Here is a 22,680-nt window from a genome sequence, read left to right as displayed (position 1 = left end):
TTCAGCGGCCTCCAGTTCCGGTCGTCACGCCGACGGTCCACGGATCGGTCCGGCGAGTCGAGACGAGGACGTCGACCGTACCGCCGAGCGCGTCCCGCACGATGCCCGCCGCCTGCCCGCACCAGGGCCACTCGCTGGCCCAGTGCGCCACGTCCACCAACGCGGGCCCGCCGCGGGCGAGGTGCTCCGCCGCCGGGTGGTGCCGGAGGTCGGCGGTCACGTACGCGTCCACCCCGGCCCGGACGGCGGCGGACAGGTAGCCGTCACCCGCGCCGCCGCACACCGCCACCCGGCGAACGGGCCGCTCGGGGTCGCCCGCCGCCCGCACGCCCCAGGCCGTCGCGGGCAGGGCGTCGGCCACGCGCCGCGCGAACACCCGCAGCGGCTCGGCCTCGGCCAACTCGCCGATCCGGCCGATGCCGCGGCGGGACGGCACGTCGGCGACCTCGTTGAGGTTGAACGCGACCTCCTCGTACGGGTGGGCGGCCCGCAGCGCGGCCACCACGTCGGCCCGCCGACGCCGCTCCAACACCACCTCGAGCCGCGTCTCGGGCACCCGCGCCAGCTCGCCGACCGAGCCGATCGCGGGATCGGCCCCGGCGACCGGCCGGAACTGCCCGACGCCGTCCACCACCCACGCGGCGTCCCGGTAGTCCCCGAGCGCGCCCGCGCCGGCCGCGTGCAGCGCGCCCAACACCTGCTCCGCCCGCTCGACCGGCACGTAGGTCGTGAGCACGTCCAGCTCGGGCCCTGGCGCGGGGCTGAGCGGACCGGTCACGGTCAGTCCCAGGGCGGCGGCCAACGCGTCGGACACGCCGGGGTCGGCGGCGTCCGCGTTCGTGTGCGCCGTGTACAGCGCGACGCCGGCGCGGATGAGCCGGTGGACCAGCGCGCCCTTGGGGTCGTCGGCCGGCACGCCGTGCACCCCGCGCAACAGCAACGGGTGGTGCGCCACCAGCAACTGCGCCCCACCGGACACCGCCTCGTCCACAGTGGACTCGTCCGGGTCGACGCAGAACAGCACCCTCGACACCGCCGCGCCCCGGTCGCCGCACACCATCCCCACGGCGTCCCACGACTCGGCGGTGGCGGGCGGGTAGGCGTCCTCCAGGACCGCCAGCACATCACCGACCGTGACGGTCACCGCTCCTCCAACACGACTCGCAACGCGTCCACCAGCAACCCGAACTCCTCCGGCGGGCGCACCGCGACCCGCACGTGGTCGGCGGTCAGACCGGGGAACGTGTCCCCGCGCCGCACGGCGATCCCCTTGTCCCGCAGCGCCAACCGGACCCGCTCCCCGTCGGGCAGCCGCAGCAGGGCGAACGGCGCGTCCGGCGGCACCACCACCAGGTCGCCCAGGGCCCGCGCCGCGAGCCGCGTGTGCTCCTGCCCGGCCACCGCCAACGCTGCCGCCTCGGCCACCGCCGCCGGCTCGCAGCAGGCCGTCACGGCCTCCAACACGAAGCTGCTCACGGGCCACTGCGGCCGGTGCAGCGCCAACCGCGCCAACAACTCCGGCGCGCCCAACGCGTACCCGGCGCGCAGCCCGGCGAGCCCCCACGTCTTGGTCAGGCTGCGCAACACCAGCAACCCCGGCACGTCCCACCCGGCCAACGACTCCGGCTCACCGGGGATCGTGTCGGCGAACGCCTCGTCGACGACCAGCACCCGCCCCGGCCGGCTCAGCGAGGCCACCGCGTCGGCCGGGTGCGACACGGACGTGGGATTGGTCGGGTTGCCCAACACCACCAGGTCGGCCTCTTCCGGCACCGCCTCGGGCCGGAACCGGTAACCGTCCTCGTCCGACAACAGGACCCGCCGCACCGGCACACCGGCATCCCGCAGCGCGACCTCGGGCTCGGTGAACGAGGGGTGCACCACGGCCGCCAACCTCGGCCGCAACGAGGGCAGCAACGCGAACCCCTCGGCAGCCCCGGCGAGCACCAGCACCTCGTCCGCCCGACGCCCGTGCCGGGCGGCGACGACCTCCCGAGCGCGAAGATCGGCGGCGGCGGAGGGATACCCGCCCAACCCGTCCAGCACACCGGCCAACCGAGCGCGCAACCACTCCGGCGGCGCCGGCACCCGGACGTTCACGGCGAAGTCGACAAGGCCAGGAGCAGCATCGACGTCCCCGTGGTGACGCAACAACGCCCGACCGGAATCATGGCTGGTCATCGCGAAAAGTCTAGGCGATCAGCCCCCCGCCCGACGCCACCCGCACCTCTGCACCCCACGCCCCCCAGCCGCCCACGCACAGACCCGCCCTCTGCACGCGCCGCACAGACCCAGACCCCCGCTCGCGCAGCACAGCAGCCCGGCGCCCTTCCCCTCCTTGGCGGCCTGCCCGTCCGGCGAGGACGCTTTCGCTCTTTGGCACTCGTCCGCCGCGCACCCTCCCTCCCCCCACCATCCACGCCCCTCAGCCGATCCGAGCCCGAGCCCACTCCACGTAGGCCAGGGGCAACTCCCGCAACACCCCCAACGCGTCCGACTCCCCCACCTCGGGCAGCGCCCGGACGGTCTGCGCGGCCAGCCCGCCGCAGTACGCCAACGTGTCGTCCACCAGCCGGCCGCCCCGCAACTCCCGCAGCAGCCCGGCCAGCTCGGCGTCGCCCAGCTCGCGCCCCCGCTCCGCCAGGAACTCCCGCTGCCCGTCCGTCAACGCCCTCAGCAGCGGGAACGAGTAGACCCCCTGCCGGAGGTCGTTCCCGACCGGCTTGCCCAACCGCTCGCTCGTGGACGCCAGGTCCAGCAGGTCGTCCAGGATCTGGAACAGCAGCCCGAAGTGCGCCCCGTACTCCGACAGCCGGACCGCCACCTCCTCGGACGCGTCGGCGCAGTGCGCGGCCAGCACGCACCCCACGCGGAACAACGCGCCCGTCTTCAACGCGATCGACCGCAGCGCGCTGTCCGGCGACCGGTGCGCGTCGTAGAGGTCGAGCACCTCCAGCACCTGGCCCTCGACCAGGTCGGCCACCGCCGCGGCCAGCTTGCCCGCCGCGAACGGGGAGAGCGATTCGAGCGCGGCCTGGCTCGCCCGCGCCAGCATGAAGTCGCCGACCAGCACCGCCGGCCCCACACCCCACTCGGCGTTCACGGTGCGGACGCCGCGGCGCTCCACGGCGTCGTCCATCAGGTCGTCGTGCACCAGCGACCCGGCGTGCAGCAGCTCGACGCACGCCGCCGCCGTGACGGCCTTGTCCGTGACCTCGCCGGTCAGCGCCAGCGAACCCGCCAGCATCACGACCGAGCGCAAGCGCTTCCCGCCCGCGGCGGTGATGCGGCCGGAGAACTCGTTGACGATGGGCAGCGTCGAGGACGTGGCCAACTGCCGGATCTCGTCTTCGACCCTGGGCAGCGCTCCGGTCAGCGCGGGGATGGTGGGGATGGTCGTGGTCGGCACACCCCGATCCTCGCGCGCACCGCCTGAGAGCCGGCTGAGGAGCGCCACGCCGCCACGGTGCCGCGCCACACAGCGCCACCTCGAACAGGTCGCTCCCCGCCCCACGAGCCGAACGCCCCGAACCGAACGCCCAGCCGGGTTACACCACCGACACCGCGAAAGCGATCAACACCAGCGCCACGCACGCCATCCAATGCCACCGCACCGGAGGCCCCACATCACCCGCCGCGAAGTCCCGCAGTAAGGGGTCGCCCATGTCCCTCTCCCCAGGGTGTCACTACGCGAATATGGTCGCGCACAAACCCAGGATCGTTACTAAACACCGGAAACTTACTCCGGAGCGCGCTTGCGGAGACTCGCCTCCGCCTCGGACAACAGCCGCGCCCGATCGCGTTTCGCCTGCTCACGGCGTTCTCGGTCCCGCACCAGCGCGAGCACGTCCTTCTCCCGCAAGCCCGCCGATTCGCGGTAAAAACCCTCTTCGAACCACCACCACGACCGCAGTCCCACGCGCGCCACCAGCACGGGCCGTCCCCGCCTGCGCACATCGAGTGACGGCAAATCCGCGATACGCACCGGCGGGCACCCGGTGGCGACGAAGAAATCGCGTTTCCGGAACAGGAACCCGCGGTCCACGAAGAACCCGGCGTTCGGGTCGGGCACCAGGTCACCGCTCGGCACCGCCGGCCGGGGCCGGGCGAACGACGGCGTCTCCGGCCACGACCGCCACCACCGCACGACGAGCACCGCCGGCAGCACCACCGAGACCACCGCGACGAGCGCCACCAGCCCGCCGACCACGCCTGACATCGATCCCCCACCCGGCCGGTCGACGACGGTCGAGCGTCGCCGCGCGCTCTCCGACGCCCTCGCCCGGAACGCGCGACCCGACAAGCTCCCCTGCCGTGACGCTCCACGTGATCCGCACCGGCACCATCCGCCGTTCCCCCGTGGCCGCGATCATATTCCGTGAGCACCTCGGCCTCGCGCGGCCCGTGAGCAGCCGCGGGGCAGCCCGACGCGCTCGACCGGGTGCGGGTCACCACGACCCAGGGCTTACCGTGGACACGTGCGCTTGAGGTTTCTGCTGCGGCCCGGCTGGCTGGCGTTGACGCTGGCGGTCTGGGTGTTCGCGGGCGCCTGCTTCACGCTGCTCGCGCCGTGGCAGTTCAGCCGCGACCGCGAGCGCGAGGCGCAGAACGACGCCGTCACCGCGTCCGTGCGCGCCGACCCGGTCCCGGTCGAGTCGGTCCTCGACCAGCCGAACGCGGCCAACGAGTGGCGGCTCGTCTCCCTGACCGGCCGCTACCTGCCCGAGGGGCAGGCCGTCGCCCGCCTGCGCACCGTCCAGGGCGAGGCCGCCTCCGAGGTGCTGACGCCGTTCGCGCTGGCCGGCGGCCCGACGGTGCTGGTGGACCGGGGCTACGTGCGGCCGGTGAACGGCCTGAAGGTGCCGGACCTGAAGCCCGTGCCCGAGGGCACCGTGACGATCATCGCCCGCGTGCGGGCCGGCGAGTCCGACGACCGCGACGCGATCGAGCGCGACGGCCACCGCGAGGTGTACGCGATCAACCCGGCCGTGGTCGCCCGCGCGACGGGCATCGACCTCCGCCCCGGCTACTTCGAGCTCACCGAGGGCCAGCCGGGCGTCGAGGGCGCGCTGCCGCTGCCCAGGCTCGACGCGGGCCCGTTCTTCTCCTACGCGCTCCAGTGGATCGCGTTCGGCGCGATGGCGCTGGCCGGCTGGCTGTACTTCACGGTCCGGGAGGCCCGGCCCGGCGGCGCGCTGAACGAGCCGCGCGTCAAGCGGAAGTCCGTCGCCGAGCTGCTCGCCGAGGACGAACGCGCCGAGGACGGAGCAGCGCCAGCGCCGCGGTGACGGCGGCGGCGCCCGCGCCGACCACCCGCGACAGCTCCACCGCCCTGGTCACGTGACCGGCGTCCGGGTTGCGGCCGTGGCCGAGCACCGGGCGGTCCTCCGCGCCGTGCGAGTACACCGTGCGCCCGCCCAACCGGATCTCCAGCGCGCCCGCGAAGGCCGCCTCCACCTGCCCCGCGTTCGGGCTCGGGTGGGCCGCCGCGTCGCGCCGCCAGGTGCGCCACGCCTCGCCCGACGACCCGCCGACGACCGGCGCGCCGGCCGCCGTCAGCAGCGCGGCCAGCCGGGAGGGCACGAGGTTCGCCACGTCGTCCAGCCGCGCGGCGGCCCAGCCGAACCGCCGGTAGCGCGGGTTGAGGTGGCCGATCATGGCGTCGAGCGTGTTCACGGCCCGATACCCGAGCAGTCCGGGCACCCCGGCGACCGCGCCCCAGAACAGCGGGGCGACCACGGCGTCGGACGTGTTCTCCGCCACGGACTCGACGGTCGCCTTGGCCAGGCCGAGCACGTCCAGCCGGGCCGGTTCCCGCCCGCACAGGTTGGGCAGGCGGCGGCGCGCGGCGGCCAGGTCGCCGCCGTTCAGCTCGCGCCCCATCGCGGTGCCCTCGTCGGCCAGCGACGACCCGCCGAGCACGACCCACGTCGCGGCGGCGGTCGTCAGCGCCCGGAGGACCTGACCGCGCCCGCCCAGCCGTTCGACGGCGGCACCCGCCAGCACGACACCGCCCACCAGCGCCGCGGTGTGCGCGGCACCCGCGAGCCGGTGGTCCCGGTACGTCCTGCGCTCCAAGGCGGCGGCCGCCTGCCCGAACCCCGCCACGGGGTGGTACTTCCGCGGATCGCCGAACACCGCGTCCGCGGCCACGCCCAGCACCAGACCCACCGCGCGTCCCACGCTCACCCGGGCACGGTATCCCGGCGACTGTCGGTGACCCGCATTAGGGTGCCACCCGTGGAACCGGCCCGCCTGAAGCTCTACGCGTACCTCGACGCGCGCGACCACCAGCGCACGTACCTGGCGATCATGCGGCTGTTCACGTCCACCCTGCTGGCCGACCTGTCGGCGGGCGAGGTGGCGGGCGCGCTGGCCGGCGCGGAGCGCGAGGGCAGGGTCGAGCCCGGCGAGTCGCGCATCGAGAACGTGATCAACCGGCTCAGGCAGCTGGTCGAGTGGGGAAATCTGGTGCAGGGCAGGCGCGAGGTGGTCGCGTCCAGCATCGCCGAGTTCCAGCACGGCAGCGTGCGCTACCAGGTGTCCAAGCTCGCGGTGCGCGTGCAGCGGGACGTGGACGAGCTGCTGCGCGTGCCGGAGGGCGCGCGCGAGGTGTCCAGGGAGCTGCTGCCCGCCGTGGAACGCGGCCTCGGCGCGCTGGGCCGGTCCCTGTCCGAGGCGCTGCTGAGCGAGGCGCGCCGGCCGCGCGAGGCGCTGGCCGAGCAGGTCACCACGCTGTTCCTCCAGCACGCCGAGCTGGCGGCGACGGTCCGCGACTTCTACGCCTACCTGGGCCAGGTGGTCACCCGGCACCACCTCGCGCCCGAGGAGATCGCCGGGTTCCGCAACCTGCTGGTCGAGTACATCCAGATGGTCGTGGAGGACGTGCTCCGGCACACCCCGGCGATCGCGCGGGCCCTGGCCGGCCTGGCGGCGGCCCGCGGCGAGCTGCTGCGCCTGCTGGGCCGGGCCGACCTCGGCGACCGGGTGGAGCGCGCCCGCGGCCGGTCGGCCGAGGACTGGCAGGAGCTGACCGACTGGTTCGTGGACCGGCCGGGACGCCCGAGCCAGGTGACGGCGCTGCGCGACGCGACGGCGCGGGCCATCGGCTCGCTGCTGGCCAGCGTGAAGCGCGCCACCTCGGGCGGCGGCCTGCTGCCGAGCAGGCGGGCGGAGCTGCTCAAGCTCGCCGCGTGGTTCGACGGCGGCACCCGCGCCGAGGCGCACGAGCTGTACGCGGCGGCGTTCGGCCTGTACTCGGCGCGCCACCTCTCGCCCGCGCCCGAGCACGACAGCGACAACGAGCGCACGCCGTGGCGCGACGGCCCGGTGCACGACGTGACGGTGAGCGTGCGCAGCCGGGCCGACCGGGGCGCGCGGGGCCGCACGTCGAAGATCCTGGACGACCCGATGACCGAGCAGTCGCTGCTGGCCGAAGCCCGCGAGGCCGACGAGCGCCGGGCGGCGTCGGTCGCCGAGCTGGCCGCCGCCGCGCCCGACCTCGCCGCCGCCACGCTGTCCGGCGAGGCGCTGGGCGTGCTGTGCGAGCTGCTCACCCTCGCGATGGCGCAGCGCGACACGGCGGCCGACCCCGGCTCGGCGACCGATCCCGTGCGCGGCCTGCGGGTGACGGTGTCGCACGCCGAGGGCCGGTCGACCCGCATCCGCTCGCACGCGGGCACGTTGACGCTGCACGACTCCGCGCTGGTGCTCGACTGATGTTCGACGACCTCTCCGAGATCGACGCCGCGAACGTGGTGCGCTGCGCCCGGACCCTGCTGCGGCGGCCGTTGCTGCGCGCCGACGGGCCGGACGGCGAGCTGCTGACCCTGGTCTACCGGCACCGGTTCGCCCTCCAGGACCTGTTCGCGAGCCGGCTCGGCTACCGGCTGGTGGTGGAGCGGCGGTTCGCGCGCCTGTACAAGGCCGGTCCCGGCCCGGACGACTCGCGCGGCGTGCTGGGCATGTCGCCGCGCGGCTACGCCTACCTGGCGCTGACCCTGGCCGTGCTGACCGGCATCGGCCGGCAGGCGCTGCTGTCGCGCCTGGTGTCCGACATCCGCGCGGCGGCGGTGGAGGCGGGCATCGAGGTGGTGGACGACGTGGCCGACCGGCGGGCGCTGGCGGCGGCGCTGCGGCACCTCGTGTCGCTGGGCGTGCTGCACGAGACCGAGGGCACCGTCGACCTCCAGACCGAGGCGCTGATCACCGTGGACACCGACCTGCTCGGGCAGTTGCTGACCGGTCCGGTGGCGGAGGCGTCGTCCCGCGCGGACCTGGTGGAGCTGGCCGCCCGCCCCGGACCGCGCGGCGTGGAGCACGCGGTGCGGCGCAAGCTCGTGGAGAACCCCGTGGTGCTCTACGCCGACCTGCCCGGCGAGCAGGCGGAGTGGCTGCGGCGCCACCAGCGCAAGGAGTCCGCGCTGCTGGAGGCGTCGTTCGGGCTCCGCACGGAGTCGCGCGCGGAGGGCGTCCTGGTGGCCGACCCCGAGGACTACCTGACCGACCTGTACTTCCCCGGCACCTCGACGGTGGCCCGGATCGCGCTCCTGGCGCTGCCCGACCTGCTGGCCGGCGAGCCCGTGGCGGGGCGGCACCCCGTCGAGCGGGCGGAGCTGGTCGCGCTGTGCGGCCGGCTGGTCGAGGACTACCCGGCGGCCTGGTCCAAGCAGTTCACCGACGACCTGGACCGGTTGGCCGACGAGGTGCTGGAACTGCTGCGCCGCATGGGACTCGCGGCGCGCACCGACGACGGCTGGTCGCTGTGCGCCGCCGCGCACCGCTGGGCGCCGTCGCCCGACGGCGATCCGGAACGCGAGGTAGAGCACCCCGCCGTCGCCCCGGCGGCGCCCGGCTGGTCGCTCTTCGACGAGGAGAACGTGTGAACAGGTGGCGGCTGCACCGCGGCGGCATCGTCAACATCTGGCAGTACACCGAGCAGACGTTCGACTTCTCCGGCGGGCGCGTGATCTTCCAGGGCACCAACGGGTCCGGGAAGTCGCGCACGCTGGAGCTGCTGCTGCCGCTGTGCCTGGACGGCGACCTGCGCCAGGTCGGGTCGAAGGGCTTCGACACGGTCAGCCTGCGCCGCCTGATGCTGGACGACTACGCCGGCGGGCCGAACCGCATCGGGTACGCGTGGGTAGAGCTGGTCCGCGACGACGAGTACCTGACCTGCGGGCTCGGCGTGAAGGCGTCCAAGACCTCGCAGGCCATCACCGACTCGTGGCGGTTCGTCACGCCGCGGCGGGTCGGCCACGACCTGACCCTGGTCGGCGCGGAGCGCACACCGCTCGGCCCGGCGCAGCTGCGCGACCTGATCGGCGCGGACCACGTGCTGGAGGAAGCCGCGTTCCGGGCGAAGATCGCCGAGACCGTGTACGGCGTGCCGGCCGCCCGGTACGGCGACCTGCTGCACCTGCAACGCACCCTGCGCAACCCGGACGTGGGCTTGAAGGTGCTGGAGGGCCAGCTGGAGCAGATCCTGTCCGACGCGCTGCCGCCGCTGGACCAGGCGTTGGTGGAGCAGCTCGCCACGTCGTTCGACGACCTGGAGTCGATCCGGGAGAACATCGTCCGGCTGTCGTCGGCGGACGCGGCGCTGGGCACGTTCCTCAAGACGTACGCGGACTACGCGTTCGGCGGGCTGCGCGCGTCGGCGGACCGGTTGGGCACGGCCGAGGAGGCGGTGCGGAAGCTGGAGCGCTCGTCGGCCAAGCTGTCGGCGGCGCTGGCGGAGACGATGGCGGAGCGGGCGTCGGCCGAGCACTCGCTGGTGTCGCTGGAGGCGGGCGAGCAGCGGGCCGAGGAGACCATCGGCGCGCTGAAGGAGCTGCCGGCGTTCCGCGACCTCCAGGACCTCCAGACCCGCGAGAAGCTGGTCCAGGAGAAGCGGTCGTCGGCCGTCGCCGCGCTGGACGTGGCGAACAAGCAGCGGCTCCAGGAGGACGGCGCCGTCGACGGGGTGTTGCGCCTGCTGCGCCGCCTCGCCGACGACCTGGGCGCGGCGGAGGAGCTGGTGGAGCCGCTGCGCCACCAGCTGCGCGCGGCCGGGCTGGACGAGTCGCTGGTGCCCGTGGTGCCCGCGGTGGCGGTAGTCGACGCCGAGGTGTGCACGGAGTCCGTGCGCGCCAAGCCCGACCCCGAGGCCGAGCCGCTGCCGATCGAGCGCCGGGTGCCGCCCGCGCCCGCCGACCTGGACCTGGCGCCGGCGGCGGACCGCGCGGCGGAGGTCGCCTCGGCGGCGCGGCGGCGCGGGGCGCTGGCGCTCGCGCTGCACCAGCGGGCGGGCGAGGTGGAGGCCGCGCAGCGCGAGGTCGACGCCCTGCGGCAGACGGCGCGGGACGCGCGGCAGGCGGCGGCCGAGGCGGCCGCGCTGCGCGACCAGGAGGCTCGGGAGCTGGCCGAGGTCGCGCTGCGGTGGCTGGACGACGTCCGGGCGTGGCGGGACTCCGGTCCGGCGCGGCCGGAGGCCGACCTGGCGCTGCCCGCCTCGGTCGACCCGTCGGTGGCGCGGTCCCTGGCGTCGGCGGCCCGCGAGTGGGTCGGGCCCCTGGTGGCGTCGGCGCGGGAGGCCGCGCACGGCGTGGCGCGGCGGCGGGGTGAGCTGCACGGCGCGATCGACGCCCTGGACGCGGAACTCGCGGCGCTGCGCTCGGGCCCGACCGACCGGGCGCGGTCCGCGGCGGCCGAGCGGGAACCGGCGGCGGGCTCGCCGTTCTACCGGCTGGTCGACTTCCACCCGGACGTGGACGACGCGAGCCGGGCCGGCCTGGAAGCGGCGCTGGAGGCGTGCGGCCTGCTCGACGCGCGGGTGACCGCGACCGGCGAGGTCGACGCCGAGGTGCTGCCCGGCGCGGACCACCGGGACGTGCTCGCGGTGCCGCGCGCACCGGCGACCGGCCCGTCCCTGGCGTCGGTGCTGGTGCCCGCGGTGGAGCCGAGTTCGCCGGTGCCCGCCGAGGTCGTGGCGGCCCTGCTCGCGTCGGTCTCGCTGGACGAGGGCGCGTTCGCGGTGTCCCGCACCGGCCGTTGGCAGGCCGGCGTGCTGACCGGCGCGTGGCGCAAGGACGCCGCCGAGTTCATCGGCGCGGGCGCCCGCGAGGCCGCCCGCCGGCGGCGCGTCGCCGAGCTGGAGGACGAGCTGGCCGTGCTGCGCGCCGACCTGGGCGGCGTCGAGGCCGAGCTGGCCGCCGCGCACGACCTGGTGGAGCGGTGGGAGGCCCACCTGGAGCGCTTCCCCGCCGACCGCGAACTGGTGGCCAGGCACGGCCGCCTCCAGGCCGCGCAGGAGTCCGCCGACCGGGCCGCGCGGCGGGCCGAGGAGGTGCGCGCCGACCTGGAGCGGGCGCAGGCGCGCGGCGAGGCGGCGCGGGCCGAGGTCGTGCGGCAGGCGGGCGACGCCGGCCTGCCGGCCACCACCGAGGGGCTCCGCCAGGCCCAGGGCGCGGCGGCGGAGGCCCAGCGCACCGCCGACCGCCTGGGCGACGTGCTGCGCCGGCAGTGCCGGTCGACCGTCGCCGACCTGGCCGACGCCGCCCACCGCTACCGCTCGGCGGTGGCCGACCGGGTGGCCGCCGAGGCCGACGCCGAGGCGCGGTGCGTGGACTACGCGACCCAGGCGGGGACGTTGGCCGAGCTGACCGAGGCGATCGGCGGCGAGGCGCGGGAGATCGCCGACCAGCTGTCCGCCGCGGAGCGGTCGCGGCGGGAGATGAGGGACGAGCTGAAGGGCGTCCGCGAGCGCGTCGCCACCGCCCGCGAGCAGGCGGCCAAGCTGTCCGCGCAGCTCGACACCGCCGCCGAGCAGCTGTCGTCGGCACAGGACGCGCGGGCACGCGCCGCCGAGCAGTTCCAGGCCACCGTCCGGGCGCCGGGCGTGCTGGTCGCGGCGCTGCCGGACGTGCCCGCGGACGTCGAGTCGGTGCGCGCGGCGCTGGCGGTGGCGGACCGGCGTGGCGCGGGCGAGGCGACGGTGATCACGAAGCTCCAGGCGCTCCAGACGTCGCTGGCGGGCAGCCACGACATCGCGGCCGAGCAGCACGAGGGCCTGCTGACGGTGACCGTGACCGGTGAGGAGGGCGCGCGGCCGGTGGCGGTCGCGGCGCGGCAGGTGACGGAGAAGCTCGCCGAGCAGCGCGGGTTCCTGGACGAGCGGTACCAGAACATCTTCGCCGACTACCTCATCCGCGACCTCGCCGAGTGGCTGCGCGGTCAGATCGCGGTCGCCGAGGACCTGTGCCGGCGGATGAACGAGGTGCTCGGGCGGGCGCGGTCCAGCCAGGGCGTGCACGTGAAGCTGGCGTGGAAGCCGTCGGCGGCGCTGGAGGAGGAGACGCGCGACGCGCTGGCGCTGGTGCGCCTGCCGTACGCGGAGCGGGACCCCGAGCAGGACGCCGTGCTGCGCCGGGTGTTCACCGAGCGGATCGAGGCCGAGCGCGACGCGCACTCCGGTGGTTACGCGGAGATCCTGTCGAGGGCCCTGGACTACCGGACGTGGCACCAGTTCACGGTGACCGTGGCGGACACGGGGCCGGACGGCAACCCGCGCGAGCGCCGGCTGCGGCAGCTGTCGTCGGGCGAGACGCGGCTGATCTCGTACGTGACCCTGTTCGCGGCGGCGGCCTCGTTCTACGACGCGGTGAGCGGCGAGTTCTCGCCGTTGCGGCTGGTGCTGCTGGACGAGGCGTTCGAGCGGCTGGACGACCCGACGATCGCGCGGATGCTGGGGCTGCTGGTCGACCTGGACATGGACTGGGTCATCACGTGGCCGAGCGGGTGGGGCGTGTCGGACAAGATCCCGCGGATGCACATCTACGACGTGCTGCGCCCGAAGAACGGCCGCGGCGTCGCCTGCACGCAGACCACGTGGGACGGGGCGGCCCTGGACCGGATCGACCCGTAGCGGGGCCCGGATCGGTGCGCCGCGCCCGGAACCCCGCCCGAGCCGGCGTCCCCGAACCCCAGCCCGGCGGGCGCACCCGCCACCTCGGCCCCGAGCCGGCGCACCCACCACCGGGGGCCAAGCCGACGCACCTGGAACCTCGGCACCGAGGCGACGCGCCCGGAACCCTGGGGCCGAGCCGACGCGCCCGGAACCTCGGGGCCGAGGCGGTGCACCCGCAGGCCGCCGGGCCCGTGCCGACGCGCCCGGACCTCAGTTCGGGGCGAACCGCTGCGCGTCCCACTTCCCGTGCGCCTCCAACAGCTTCCGCCCGATCCGCTTGAGGTCGGCGAGGTCGCGATCGGTCAGCGGCTCGGCGAACTCCTCGGCGACCGCAGCCCGGTACGTCGGCCCGGTCGCCGCCTTGAGCACCCGCCGCCCCTCTGCGGTCAGCGCCGCGTACACCACCCGCCGGTTGTCGGGTTGCTGCGACCGCTCCACCCACCCGCGCCGCACCAGCCGCTCGACCAGCCGCGTCACACCGCTCGGGCTCACCGCGAGCAGCTCGGACAGCTCGGACATCGGCAGCCGCCCGTTCATGTCGATCCGGTACAGCGCCTCGTGTTCGAGCAGCGAACAGCCGGCCGCCGCCTCCACCCGCCCGCTCATCGCGACGCGCACCGCGTCCACGCCCTGCTGCACGTAGAGCCACGCCAGCAGCGAATCGCTCGCCTCATACCGATCCACCACGTCACCCATCCTACCAACTCACTTGACCTCAGAACATTTTCAGTGTCAACCTTTGTGCATGGAACTGACATTGGTGACCGGTGCGACCGGAGCCCAGGGCGGCGCAGTCGCCCGCCTCCTCCTCGACCGGGGGCACGCCGTCCGCGCACTCACCCGCGACCCGCGAAGCCCCGCCGCCCAACGCCTCCAGGCCGCCGGCGCGGAGGTCGTCGCGGGCGACTTCGACCACCCCGCGACGCTCAAGGCCGCCCTGCACGACGTCCGCTCGGTCTTCGCCGTCACGACGCCGTTCGGCTCCGACCCGGACACCGAGGCCCGCCAGGGCATCGCGCTGGTCGACGCGGCGCACGAGGTCGACCACATCGTGTTCACCTCGGCCTGCAACGCCGACCGGCACACGGGCATCCCGCACTTCGACAGCAAGCGGCGCGTCGAGGAACACCTGATCGGCGGTGACGTCCGCTGGACCGTCCTGGGACCGGCCGCGTTCATCGACGACAAGTTCGGCGAGTGGACCCTCAGCGGCCTGCGGCGCGGCGTCCTCGCCCTGCCCATGCCGTCGGACCGCGCCCTGCACCTGGTCGCCGTCGCGGACATCGCCGCGGTCGCCGTGCTGGCACTGGAGCAGCCGGACCGGTTCGGCGGCACGCGCCTGGACCTCGCCGGTGAAGCCCTCACGCCGGCGCGGATGGCGGACGCCCTCACCGCGGCCATCGGCAGGCCGATCCACCACCACCAGCCGCCGCTGGAGGTGGTGGAACGCCACTCGGCCGACCTGGCCGCGATGTTCCGGTACTTCACCGAGGTGGGCACGCAGGTCGACGTGGCCGCGCTGCACGCGTCGCTGCCGGAGATCACCTGGCACACCTACGCGGACGTCGCGCGCACCGTGCCGTGGAGCGGGCTGCTCTAACCCGCGAGCGCCCAGGACTGGATCATCCGGTAGGCGATCGACGCGCCCGGCGCGAGCAGCAGGTCCGGCACGCTGCCCGGCGCCTCCAGCGCCTGCCGCACGTCCGCCCGGCTGACCCACCTGGCCTGCGCGATCTCGCCGTCCGCGAGCCGCAACGGCACGGCCGGGTCCGCCACCGCCTGGAAGCCGATCATCAGCGACCGCGGGAACGGCCAGGGCTGGCTGCCGAGGTAGCGGATCTCGCCGACCTCGACGCCGACCTCCTCCTCGACCTCCCGCGCCACGCACGCCTCCAACGACTCGCCCGCCTCGACGAACCCGGCCAGCACCGAGTACCGCCCGGCCGGCCAGCCTTCGCCGCGGGCGAGCAGCACCCGGTCCGCGCCGTCGTGCACGAGGCAGATCACGGCGGCGTCGGTGCGCGGGTACTCCTCGCGCCCGCACCGCGAGCACACCCGCGCCCAGCCGGACTTCACGGACTCCTGGGCACCGCCGCACACCGCGCAGAACCTCGCCGACCGGTGCCAGTGGAACAACGCCACCGCCGAGGTGAACAGCCCGGCGCCCGTGTCGTCCAACAACGCGCCGCACGTCCGCAGGTCGAGCCACTGCGGCTCGTCCGTCAGCTCCGGTCGCGCCCAGACGCGGCCGGCCGGCGCGGCGACCTCGGTCTCGTCGCCCGCCACCGGCACCGCCCAGTACGCGACGCCGTCCCGCTCGCCGAGCAGGACGGCGTCGTCCGGCGGCTCGTCGCCGAACTCGACGGCGGGCCGGTCGACCAGGCGCGTCCCCCGGTCGGCCACCAGCGTCCGCCCCTGCCCGTCGACGGTGAGCACCCGCGCCTTCGGCCACAGCTGCGCGATCCGCTCCGCGTCACCGCGCAACTGCTCGCGCCGGTCGACCGTGAACCGCGACAGCGCGGGCAGCTCCACCAGCTCGAAGCTCACGGCAGGCTGACCCCGCCCAACGCCCGCAGCTGCGGCGCGAGCAGCTCCGCGTCGCCGACCAGGACACCGGTGAACGAACTGGGCGCGAAGAACTCCAGCGCGGCCTCGGCGACCTGCTCCACGGTGACCGCCGCCAACCGGTCCGGGTGCCCGGTGAACCACTCGATGCCCAGGCCCAACCCGGCGAGGTTCACCAGGAACGACGCGAGCCCGCCCTGCGACGACGTCGCGGTCAGCAGCGACCCGATGGCGTACCGGCGCGCGGTGTCCACCTCGGACTCCGACGGCGGCACCAGGCCGAGCCGACCCAGCTCGTACCGGGTCTCCAGCAGCGCGGCGGCCGTGACCTCGCTCGCCGTGTCGGCGTCCACCAGCAGCGTCGCGCCCTCCGGCGTGAACTCCGGGTGCGACCGCGCGCTGTAGGTGTAGCCCTTGTCCTCGCGGATGTTCTCCACCAGCCGGGAGGAGAAGAACCCGCCGAACACCAGGTTCGCGATCTGCAGCGCCGGGTACCGCGGATCGGTGCGCACCAGCCCGCGCCCGGCCAGCCGGATCTGCGACTGGACCGCGCCCGGCCGGTGCACGAGCAGCACGTCGCCGCCCTCGACCACCGGCAACGGCGACAGCGACACCGCCGCGCCCTCGCCGGTCCACCCGCCGAGCGCGCCTTCCACCGCGCGCACGGCCGCGTCCGGCTCGACGTCGCCGACGACGACCAGCACCGAGCCGCGCGGCAGCACGGCCGACGCGTGCAGCGCGAGGACGTCGTCGCGCGTCACGGCCGCGACCTCGTCGGCCTCCGGCATCTCCTTGGCGAACGGGTGGTCGCCGTACAGGTGCCGCTGCAACGCCTCCCGCGCGATCACGTTCGGCTGCGACCTGGCCAGCCGGATCCGCTCGACCAGCCGCGCCCGCTCCCGCTCCACCTCCTCGGCCGGGTAGGTGGCGCCGGTCAACGCGTCGCGCAGCACGTCCAGCACGGTGTCCAGGCCGGACACGAGCGCGTTGCCCGAGAAGGCCAGCCGCTCCGGGTCGACCACCGCGTCCAGCTCGCCGCCGACCAGCGCCAGCTCGGTGTCCACGTCCACCCGGCTCCGCGAGGCGGTGCCGGTGAGGACCGTGTTCGCCAGCACCTCGGCCCGCGCCGCGTGCGTGGAACCGACGCTGGAGGCCGCCGGGTCGCCGAACGGCACCCGCAGCCGCACCTCCACCAGCGGCACCGACGAGCGGCGGACCGCGATCACCCGCAGCCCGTTGGCCAGCACGGTGTCCACCGTGGACAGGTCCGCGGCGGCCCGCTGCTCGCCCAGTTCGGGCAGCGGGCGCGGCCCCAGCGCCGTCCGGCCGATCTCCTCGGCGCTGCGGTGCGTCGTCGGGGCGCTCACTCGGTACCTCCGTTGTCAGAAGCGTCGTCGCCGGCCGCGCCGGCGGGGTTGAGGACCAGCACGGCTCGGGAGTCCGGCCGCAACGCCTTGGCCGCCGCGGCGACCTCGTCGGTGGTGATCGCGGCCAGCTTGTCCGGCAGCTCGTACAGCAGCTCGGCGCGCCCGAACAGCAGCTCCGCCGAACCGAGCCCGAGCGTGCGGCTGGTCAACCGGTCGTGCTCGCGGTGCATGGTCGACACCCAGCGGGCGGTGACCTTCGCCAGCTCCTGCTCCGTCGGCCCTTCCTCGGCCAGCCGCAGCAGCTCCTCGTCCACCGCCGCGACGACCTGGTCGGACGTCACCTCCGGCGCGTGGATCGCGGTGATGTTGAACGTGTCCGGGTCGCGCGCCTCCAGCGGGCCGAACAGCCCGCAGCCGGCGCCGACGTCGACCACGATCGCGTCCCGGTGCACCAGCCGCTGCTGGAGCCGCGAGCCGTCACCGTCGGTCAGCACGCCCGCGAGCACCAGGTAGGCCAGGTACCCCTCCACCTCGTTCACCGGGTCCGGGATGCGGTATCCCATCGCGACGGCGGGCATCGGGGCGTGCTGGTCCGTGTGCTCGGCACGCAGCTCACCCTTCGGCGGCGCCTCCGCGAACGACGGCCGCTCGGGCACGGGCCGCGCGGGCACGTCCCCGAAGTGCTTCTCCACCAACGCCTTGGCGGCCTCCGGCTGGAAGTCGCCCGCGACGGTCAACACCGCGTTCCCCGGCGCGTAATACGTGTCGAAGAACGCCGCGCAGTCGTCGACCGTCGCATTCTCCAGATCGGTGAAGTCGCCGTAGCCGTTGTGGGCGTTCGGGAAGGTTCGGAACAGGACCGGCGGCAGCAGGATCCAGGGGAACCCGCCGTACGGCCGGTTGAGCACGTTGAGTCGGATCTCCTCCTTCACCACGTCGATCTGATTCCGCAGGTTCTCTTCGGTGATCTTCGGCGCACGCATCCGGTCCGCCTCCAGGAACAGCGCCCGCTCCAGCGCGGCGGACGGCAGCACCTGGTAGTAGTCGGTGTAGTCGGGGTGGGTCGACCCGTTGAACGTGCCGCCCGAGGACTGCACGTGTCGGAAGTGAGCGAGCTTTTCGAGACTCTCGCTGCCCTGGAACATCAGGTGCTCGAACAGGTGCGCAAACCCCGTCCGACCTTCCGGCTCCGAGCGGAATCCCACGTCGTAGTGCACGCTCACCCCGACGACCGGGGCGCTCGGGTCTGGGGCGAGCACCACCCGCAGGCCGTTGGGAAGCGTGAACCTGTGCAGTTCGGGTAGCGCCATGCCCAGCAGCCTACGGGTTTCCCGGACCGGGAGGACCGCAGGTGGCGTGCCCCGAACGACACCGATGTCCGCCCGTCGCGAACCGGCTCGGCCCCCGACCACGGCACCCTGTCCGACCGTCTGCTCCGCCGCCCTTCGGAGGTTTCGACCGGACGCGTACATTGTCGAACAGGGGTTCGAGCCGGAGCAAGGTCACGATCGGGTGAGCGTCACGCGCGCAGCGAGCGCAGGTGCCCGGCCTGGGCCAGCACGCCGTCCAGCGCGCCCAGGAACGCCGGGAACCGGTGGGCGAACCGCCGCAGGTCACCCGCCTGCTCGGCCTCGCCGAACCAGTACAGCCCGGACCGGTCGCCGGCGAACGCGCCCAGCCACCGCTCCGTCTCACCCAGCACGACCGCGTAGGGCAGCGACCGCGAGAACACCAGCTCCCGGTCGGTCTCGGGGATGTCGCCCGGCGTCGCCGACACGAGGTACCCGCGCAGGCCGCGCACGTGCTCCAACAGCACGCTGCCCCGCCTGGTCCGGGCGGGCATCCACCGCGCGCCCAGGGCCAGCGCGACCCCCGCCACGACCACCACCAGGCCGACCAGCGCGGGCCCCGTCACCAGGGCCAGCAGGACGGTGAGCGCGACACCGGCCAGGGCCAGCCCAATCCCGGCCCACCACCACAGGCTGCGCTCGGCGTCCGGCCGCCGCGCGAACCAGTTCTTCGCCACCACGTCGGCGTACAGCTCGTCCCGGACGCGGCCCAGGTCGATCCGCTTCCCGCGCAGCTCCGACAGCAGCACCGCGTCCACCCCGTCGGGCAGGAGCGCCGAGTACACCGCGCGCTCGTACCCGGACAGCGACGGGTCGGCCGGGTTGCGCCGGACGAACCGCCAGTCCAGCCCGCCGACCTCCTCGATCCACAGGTAGTTGCGCACCGCGAGGTCCACGATCGTCGCCGTCACGTCCACCACGTCGACGTGCTCGTCCACCACCGTGCCGACCTGGCCCGGCAGCACGCCGTCCGGCGACGCGAACGCCACGTGCCCGGACGGGTCGGTGACCAGCACGTTCACCGGTCCGACGTCGCTCGCGAGGGCGCGCTGGTCCCGTCCGCGCAGGTACCACAGCAGCACCACGCCGCCCAGCAGCAGCACCGCGAGCCCGCCCAGGCCCACGCCCGCGACGGGGGTCAGCGCGAACGCCGCCGCCAGCCCCGACGTCTCCTCGATCCGGGCGTTCGCGGGCGCGGCGCCCTCCTGCAACCCGACCGCCACGTCGACGCGCTCACCGGCCGGGAGGCCGATCTCGCTCGCCCGGACGCCGCGGCCGTCGCCGAGGTCGGCGGTCGTGCACGGCTTCGACGTGCCGGGCGGCCCGGCCAGGCAGTTCACCGACCTGGGCGCGTCCGGCGTGATGACCGAGACCTTCACCGAGTCCAGCGCGGTGTCCCAGCCGCTCGCGGGCTGCCAGCGCAGCTCCAGCGTGTCACCGATCTTCGCGACCGCGCCGACCACGGAGTACGTCACGGTGGACGTGCCCGCCTCCAGCGCGATGGTCAACTGGTCGCCCGACGCCTCGGCCGTGCCCTTGCCGCTCACGGACGCGCCGTCGACCTCGAACACGCGGTCGCGGGTGTCGCTGACCGCGATCCGCAGCGGGACCACCCGCTTGGCGGTCCTGCCTTCGGGGACGCTGACGACCTCCGTCACGGTCAGCTTGCCGTCGCGCTCCAACTTGAGGCGCACGTCGGCGCCGACCGTGCCGGGCAGGCCGCCCGGACTGCTCGGCTGCGCCGACGCGGTGCCCGCGAACAAGCACAGCGCGGCCACGCCGAGGACCGCGGCTCCCCAGTTTTTCAACACGGCCGCGGAGAATAGCGGAGTCCGCCTATGCTTCTGTGCTGATTCGGGCATCCGCGACATGGGGGATCACCAGCGATGACGCAACCACCGCCGCCGGGTGGCTGGCCGCCGCCACGACCGGTCGGACCGCCCCCGGTGCCCGCACCGCTGACCCCTCCCCCGAGCCACCAGTGGCCGCAGCAGCCACTGCCCCAACAACCACCGCTCCAGCAGCCACCTCCGATGCCTCCCGCGCAGCCGTGGCAGCAGCAACCGCCGATGGCTCCCCCGCAGCCGCCACCCGCCAACTGGGGCCCCCAGCCCGGTTGGGGTCAGCAGTACCCGCCGTTGCCGCGCAAGAAGAGCAAAGGACCCCTTATCGCGGGTGTGCTCATCGGTGTCGTCCTCCTCGGTGTCGCGACCGTGGGAATCGTGGCCGCCACGAATATGCGTAAGAGCGTGAACGACTCCGCGTATTCGGGTTACTCCAGCTACACGTACTCGTACGAAGCGACGACCACCACGACCACGAGCACCACGACGACCACCACGAAGTCGAGCAGCGGCAAATCCACGTCGACCAGTCCGTCCAAGGCCGGGCCCAAGGCCGTCATCGCCCTCGGCGACAACCCGATCCACGGCTCCGGCCTCGGCGCGTTCACCATCGACGGCTGCCCGCTGCCGAGCATGGACTACTCGCCCGGCGGGCAGGACCAGTTCCTGCGCGCGGCGCTGCCGTGCATCGAGGCGATGTGGAAGCCGTCGCTCCAGAAGGCGAACCTGCCGTACCAGCCGGTGGAGCTGGTCATGGTGACGTCCCAGATCACCAACACCTGCGGCTCGATGGGCCCCGACCGCACGGCCATGTACTGCGACGGCACCATCTACTGGACGCCGAACCACTACGCCAACGAGCAGGGTTCGGCGAACCCCAACCACCCCGGCAAGTACCTGGGCCAGCTCGCCCACGAGTACGGCCACCACATCCAGTGGCTGTCCGGCATCCTGCGCGCGTCCAGCCAGGCCCAGTACGAGAAGGGCGGCTGGGACACCGAGCCGGGGTTGGACCTGAACCGGCGCAAGGAGCTGCAGGCCACCTGTTTCGGCGGGATGACGCTGGCGCCCCTGTCGCACGGCGCGGTGCCCAACGACGTCATCTCGGTGGCGCTGGCCGACGCGGGCAGCCGGGGCGACTACCCCATCTACCCGAACCGGGACCACGGCGCGCCGGAGCGGAACGCCGCCTGGGTGAACCACGGCTTCAGGACGAACGAGACGAGCGCGTGCAACACTTGGCTGGCCAGCGCGGCGGATGTCAGCTGACCCGACTGGAGGATCGTGCGCACGCCTGAAGAGCCGAAGAACAGCCCGATCATCCTCGTCGGAGTGTTCGCGCTGATCGTGCTGTGCGTGCCGGCTCTCGGCCTGGTCACCCAGTTGGACACCAACCGGCGGGTCGCGGGCCGCCCTGTCGCGGCGGCGCAGGCGCCCGCGCCGTCCAGGGCCGCCGAGCAGCCCCGGCCGCGGGCCGTGCACCGGCTGGCCGACCACCCGCTGCTCACCACACCGGTGCGGCTCTCGGGCGCGACCTGCGCGTTGCCCGCGTTCGGGGTGTCGGACGCGCAGCTGGCGGCCTACTACCAGGCGGGCGTCGCGTGCCTGGACGAGGCGTGGCGGTCCGCCTTGGGGCAGGGGAACCTGCCGTTCGAGCCGCCGGTGCTCGACGCGTCGCCCGACCTCGAAGACGGGCCGTGCGGGGTCGCGCCCGGCCAGAGTGAGGCGGTCGCGTACTACTGCGGGCGCAACCGGACCATCTACATGCCGACGGCCCGCTTGCGCGGCAACGGCGGCGGCGACCGGCCCGGCACGCACCTGGCGACGTTGGCGCACGAGTACGGGCACCACGTGCAGGCGTTGACGGGCCTGCTGCGCGCGGCGGACGGCAAGATCGCGGACGCGGGCGAGAACACGCCCGCCGGCCTGGAGATGTCGCGCCGGCTCGAACTGCAGGCGAACTGCTTCGCCGGGATGTTCCTGACGGCCACGTCCGGGTCGATCGGCGCCGAGCTGGCGCAGGAGGCGGCGGGCGACTTCCAGTACGCCGTGGAGGAGCCCGCGGACAAGAACGCCCACGGCAGTCCGGGCAACCAGGCCGAGTGGGCCTCTTACGGCTTCACCTCGGGCGTCACGACGTCCTGCAACTCCTTCGCCGCGTCGGCGGAGGCCGTGGCCTGAGACCGCCTGCCCAGCAGGTGGGCGTACAGGCCGCCGGCGAGACCGCTGAGGCACGTGAGCATGGCGGCGAGCCGGATCTTGAACGACACGGCCGCGGGGGCGCTCTCGGCCACCTGCACCGTGAAGTCGCCGCTGGTGTCGGCAGGGGCCACGACGGCGATGACCTCGTCCTGCCGGTGGCCGCAGCCGTCCAGCTTGGCCGTCCGGGTCTGGTCGCCGATCCGGAGTTCGACGCGGTCGTAGGCGTCCACGCCGCCGCAGGACGCCGGCGCGACGACCGTCGCCTCGACCGACGGCACCTCGCCGCGCGCGTCGCCCGGCCCCCAGAGCACGACCGCCGCCGCGACTCCCGCCAGTCCGACGACCAGCAGGACCAGCGCCCATCGGACTGGGCTCAGCCGAACCGCCACAGGGTGGATGGTCGCAGA

The 22,680-nt window shown here is 74.4% G+C and carries 18 protein-coding genes; 7 read left to right on the top strand and 11 right to left on the bottom strand.

The window, feature by feature from the left end; all coding sequences use genetic code 11:
- Position 1: 1 nt before the first annotated feature.
- The 4 genes from C8E97_RS06220 to C8E97_RS06205 form a co-directional block, all read right to left on the bottom strand.
- Positions 2–1,144 carry a Nif3-like dinuclear metal center hexameric protein gene (locus C8E97_RS06220; RefSeq protein WP_121002488.1) on the bottom strand — a complete coding sequence of 381 codons (1,143 nt, stop codon included), beginning with the start codon at positions 1,142–1,144 and terminating at the stop codon, positions 2–4.
- Positions 1,141–2,181, bottom strand: a complete 1,041-nt coding sequence (gene cobC, locus C8E97_RS06215) for an Rv2231c family histidinol phosphate aminotransferase CobC (protein WP_121002486.1) — start codon at positions 2,179–2,181, stop codon at positions 1,141–1,143. Before cobC ends, C8E97_RS06220 begins: the two co-directional genes overlap by 4 nt.
- 244 nt (positions 2,182–2,425) lie before the next feature.
- A complete protein-coding gene (locus C8E97_RS06210; RefSeq protein WP_121002485.1) occupies positions 2,426–3,409 on the bottom strand; it encodes a polyprenyl synthetase family protein in 984 nt (327 codons plus the stop codon).
- Positions 3,410–3,739: 330 nt separating this feature from the next.
- Positions 3,740–4,219 (bottom strand): hypothetical protein, encoded by a 480-nt coding sequence (locus tag C8E97_RS06205; protein WP_147455003.1) that lies wholly within the window; start codon positions 4,217–4,219, stop codon positions 3,740–3,742.
- Positions 4,220–4,478: 259 nt separating this feature from the next.
- Between C8E97_RS06205 and C8E97_RS06200 the strand changes: the two genes are divergently transcribed.
- Positions 4,479–5,288: an SURF1 family cytochrome oxidase biogenesis protein gene (locus tag C8E97_RS06200; RefSeq protein ID WP_170211636.1), complete on the top strand. Its 810-nt coding sequence runs from the start codon at positions 4,479–4,481 to the stop codon at positions 5,286–5,288.
- Here C8E97_RS06200 and C8E97_RS06195 read toward each other — a convergent pair.
- Positions 5,212–6,189: a cobalamin biosynthesis protein gene (locus C8E97_RS06195; protein ID WP_121002479.1), complete on the bottom strand. Its 978-nt coding sequence runs from the start codon at positions 6,187–6,189 to the stop codon at positions 5,212–5,214. The genes C8E97_RS06200 and C8E97_RS06195 overlap by 77 nt on opposite strands.
- 51 nt (positions 6,190–6,240) lie before the next feature.
- Here C8E97_RS06195 and C8E97_RS06190 point away from each other — a divergent pair, with 51 nt between their 5' ends.
- Genes C8E97_RS06190 through C8E97_RS06180 form a run of 3 tightly spaced genes read left to right on the top strand, consistent with a single transcriptional unit; the run spans position 6,241 to position 12,904 of the window.
- The gene (locus C8E97_RS06190) at positions 6,241–7,719 is read left to right on the top strand and encodes a DUF2397 domain-containing protein (protein ID WP_121002477.1); all 1,479 of its coding nucleotides are present in this window, start codon (positions 6,241–6,243) and stop codon (positions 7,717–7,719) included.
- Complete coding sequence (locus C8E97_RS06185; RefSeq protein ID WP_121002475.1) at positions 7,719–8,885, top strand: TIGR02678 family protein; 1,167 nt, start codon at positions 7,719–7,721, stop codon at positions 8,883–8,885. The genes C8E97_RS06190 and C8E97_RS06185 overlap by 1 nt, the downstream gene beginning before the upstream one ends.
- Positions 8,882–12,904 carry a TIGR02680 family protein gene (locus tag C8E97_RS06180; protein WP_121002473.1) on the top strand — a complete coding sequence of 1,341 codons (4,023 nt, stop codon included), beginning with the start codon at positions 8,882–8,884 and terminating at the stop codon, positions 12,902–12,904. The genes C8E97_RS06185 and C8E97_RS06180 overlap by 4 nt, the downstream gene beginning before the upstream one ends.
- A 252-nt stretch (positions 12,905–13,156) precedes the next feature.
- Here C8E97_RS06180 and C8E97_RS06175 read toward each other — a convergent pair whose 3' ends face one another.
- Positions 13,157–13,633 carry a MarR family winged helix-turn-helix transcriptional regulator gene (locus tag C8E97_RS06175; RefSeq protein WP_170211634.1) on the bottom strand — a complete coding sequence of 159 codons (477 nt, stop codon included), beginning with the start codon at positions 13,631–13,633 and terminating at the stop codon, positions 13,157–13,159.
- 58 nt (positions 13,634–13,691) lie between these two features.
- Here C8E97_RS06175 and C8E97_RS06170 point away from each other — a divergent pair, with 58 nt between their 5' ends.
- Positions 13,692–14,546: an NmrA/HSCARG family protein gene (locus C8E97_RS06170; RefSeq protein WP_121002469.1), complete on the top strand. Its 855-nt coding sequence runs from the start codon at positions 13,692–13,694 to the stop codon at positions 14,544–14,546.
- Here C8E97_RS06170 and nudC read toward each other — a convergent pair.
- From nudC to C8E97_RS06150, 4 genes are all read right to left on the bottom strand, one after another.
- Positions 14,543–15,493 carry an NAD(+) diphosphatase gene (nudC, locus tag C8E97_RS06165; protein WP_121002466.1) on the bottom strand — a complete coding sequence of 317 codons (951 nt, stop codon included), beginning with the start codon at positions 15,491–15,493 and terminating at the stop codon, positions 14,543–14,545. The two genes, C8E97_RS06170 and nudC, sit on opposite strands and share 4 nt — an antisense overlap.
- Positions 15,490–16,878, bottom strand: a complete 1,389-nt coding sequence (locus C8E97_RS06160) for a M16 family metallopeptidase (protein WP_121002464.1) — start codon at positions 16,876–16,878, stop codon at positions 15,490–15,492. Before C8E97_RS06160 ends, nudC begins: the two co-directional genes overlap by 4 nt.
- The gene (locus C8E97_RS06155; protein ID WP_121002462.1) at positions 16,875–18,188 is read right to left on the bottom strand and encodes a M16 family metallopeptidase; all 1,314 of its coding nucleotides are present in this window, start codon (positions 18,186–18,188) and stop codon (positions 16,875–16,877) included. Before C8E97_RS06155 ends, C8E97_RS06160 begins: the two co-directional genes overlap by 4 nt.
- 209 nt (positions 18,189–18,397) lie before the next feature.
- Entirely contained in the window at positions 18,398–20,038 is a 1,641-nt protein-coding gene (locus C8E97_RS06150) for a DUF2207 domain-containing protein (protein WP_121002460.1), read from the bottom strand.
- Positions 20,039–20,476: 438 nt separating this feature from the next.
- On the opposite strand from C8E97_RS06150, the gene C8E97_RS06145 reads away from it, so the two are divergent.
- Both C8E97_RS06145 and C8E97_RS06140 read left to right on the top strand, forming a co-directional pair.
- Complete coding sequence (locus C8E97_RS06145) at positions 20,477–21,340, top strand: neutral zinc metallopeptidase (protein ID WP_246018700.1); 864 nt, start codon at positions 20,477–20,479, stop codon at positions 21,338–21,340.
- A 15-nt stretch (positions 21,341–21,355) separates the two neighbouring features.
- On the top strand, positions 21,356–22,252 hold the full coding sequence (locus tag C8E97_RS06140; protein ID WP_121002456.1) for a neutral zinc metallopeptidase: 897 nt from the start codon (positions 21,356–21,358) through the stop codon (positions 22,250–22,252).
- On the opposite strand, the gene C8E97_RS06135 is transcribed toward C8E97_RS06140, so the two are convergent.
- Positions 22,183–22,662, bottom strand: a complete 480-nt coding sequence (locus C8E97_RS06135) for a hypothetical protein (protein ID WP_121002454.1) — start codon at positions 22,660–22,662, stop codon at positions 22,183–22,185. The genes C8E97_RS06140 and C8E97_RS06135 overlap by 70 nt on opposite strands.
- Positions 22,663–22,680 lie beyond the last annotated feature (18 nt).

This window comes from Saccharothrix australiensis (assembly GCF_003634935.1).
Taxonomy (GTDB): domain Bacteria; phylum Actinomycetota; class Actinomycetes; order Mycobacteriales; family Pseudonocardiaceae; genus Actinosynnema; species Actinosynnema australiense.
The sequence above is the reverse complement of the archived record's forward strand: the minus strand, read 5'-3'. Positions and strand labels throughout refer to the sequence as shown.

Coding starts and splice junctions, on each gene's coding strand:
- C8E97_RS06155 (WP_121002462.1), bottom strand. CDS start 18,188: ATGGCGCTACCCGAACTGCACAGGTTCACGCTTCCCAACGGCCTGCGG.
- C8E97_RS06205 (WP_147455003.1), bottom strand. CDS start 4,219: ATGTCAGGCGTGGTCGGCGGGCTGGTGGCGCTCGTCGCGGTGGTCTCG.
- C8E97_RS06170 (WP_121002469.1), top strand. CDS start 13,692: ATGGAACTGACATTGGTGACCGGTGCGACCGGAGCCCAGGGCGGCGCA.
- cobC (WP_121002486.1), bottom strand. CDS start 2,181: ATGACCAGCCATGATTCCGGTCGGGCGTTGTTGCGTCACCACGGGGAC.
- C8E97_RS06185 (WP_121002475.1), top strand. CDS start 7,719: ATGTTCGACGACCTCTCCGAGATCGACGCCGCGAACGTGGTGCGCTGC.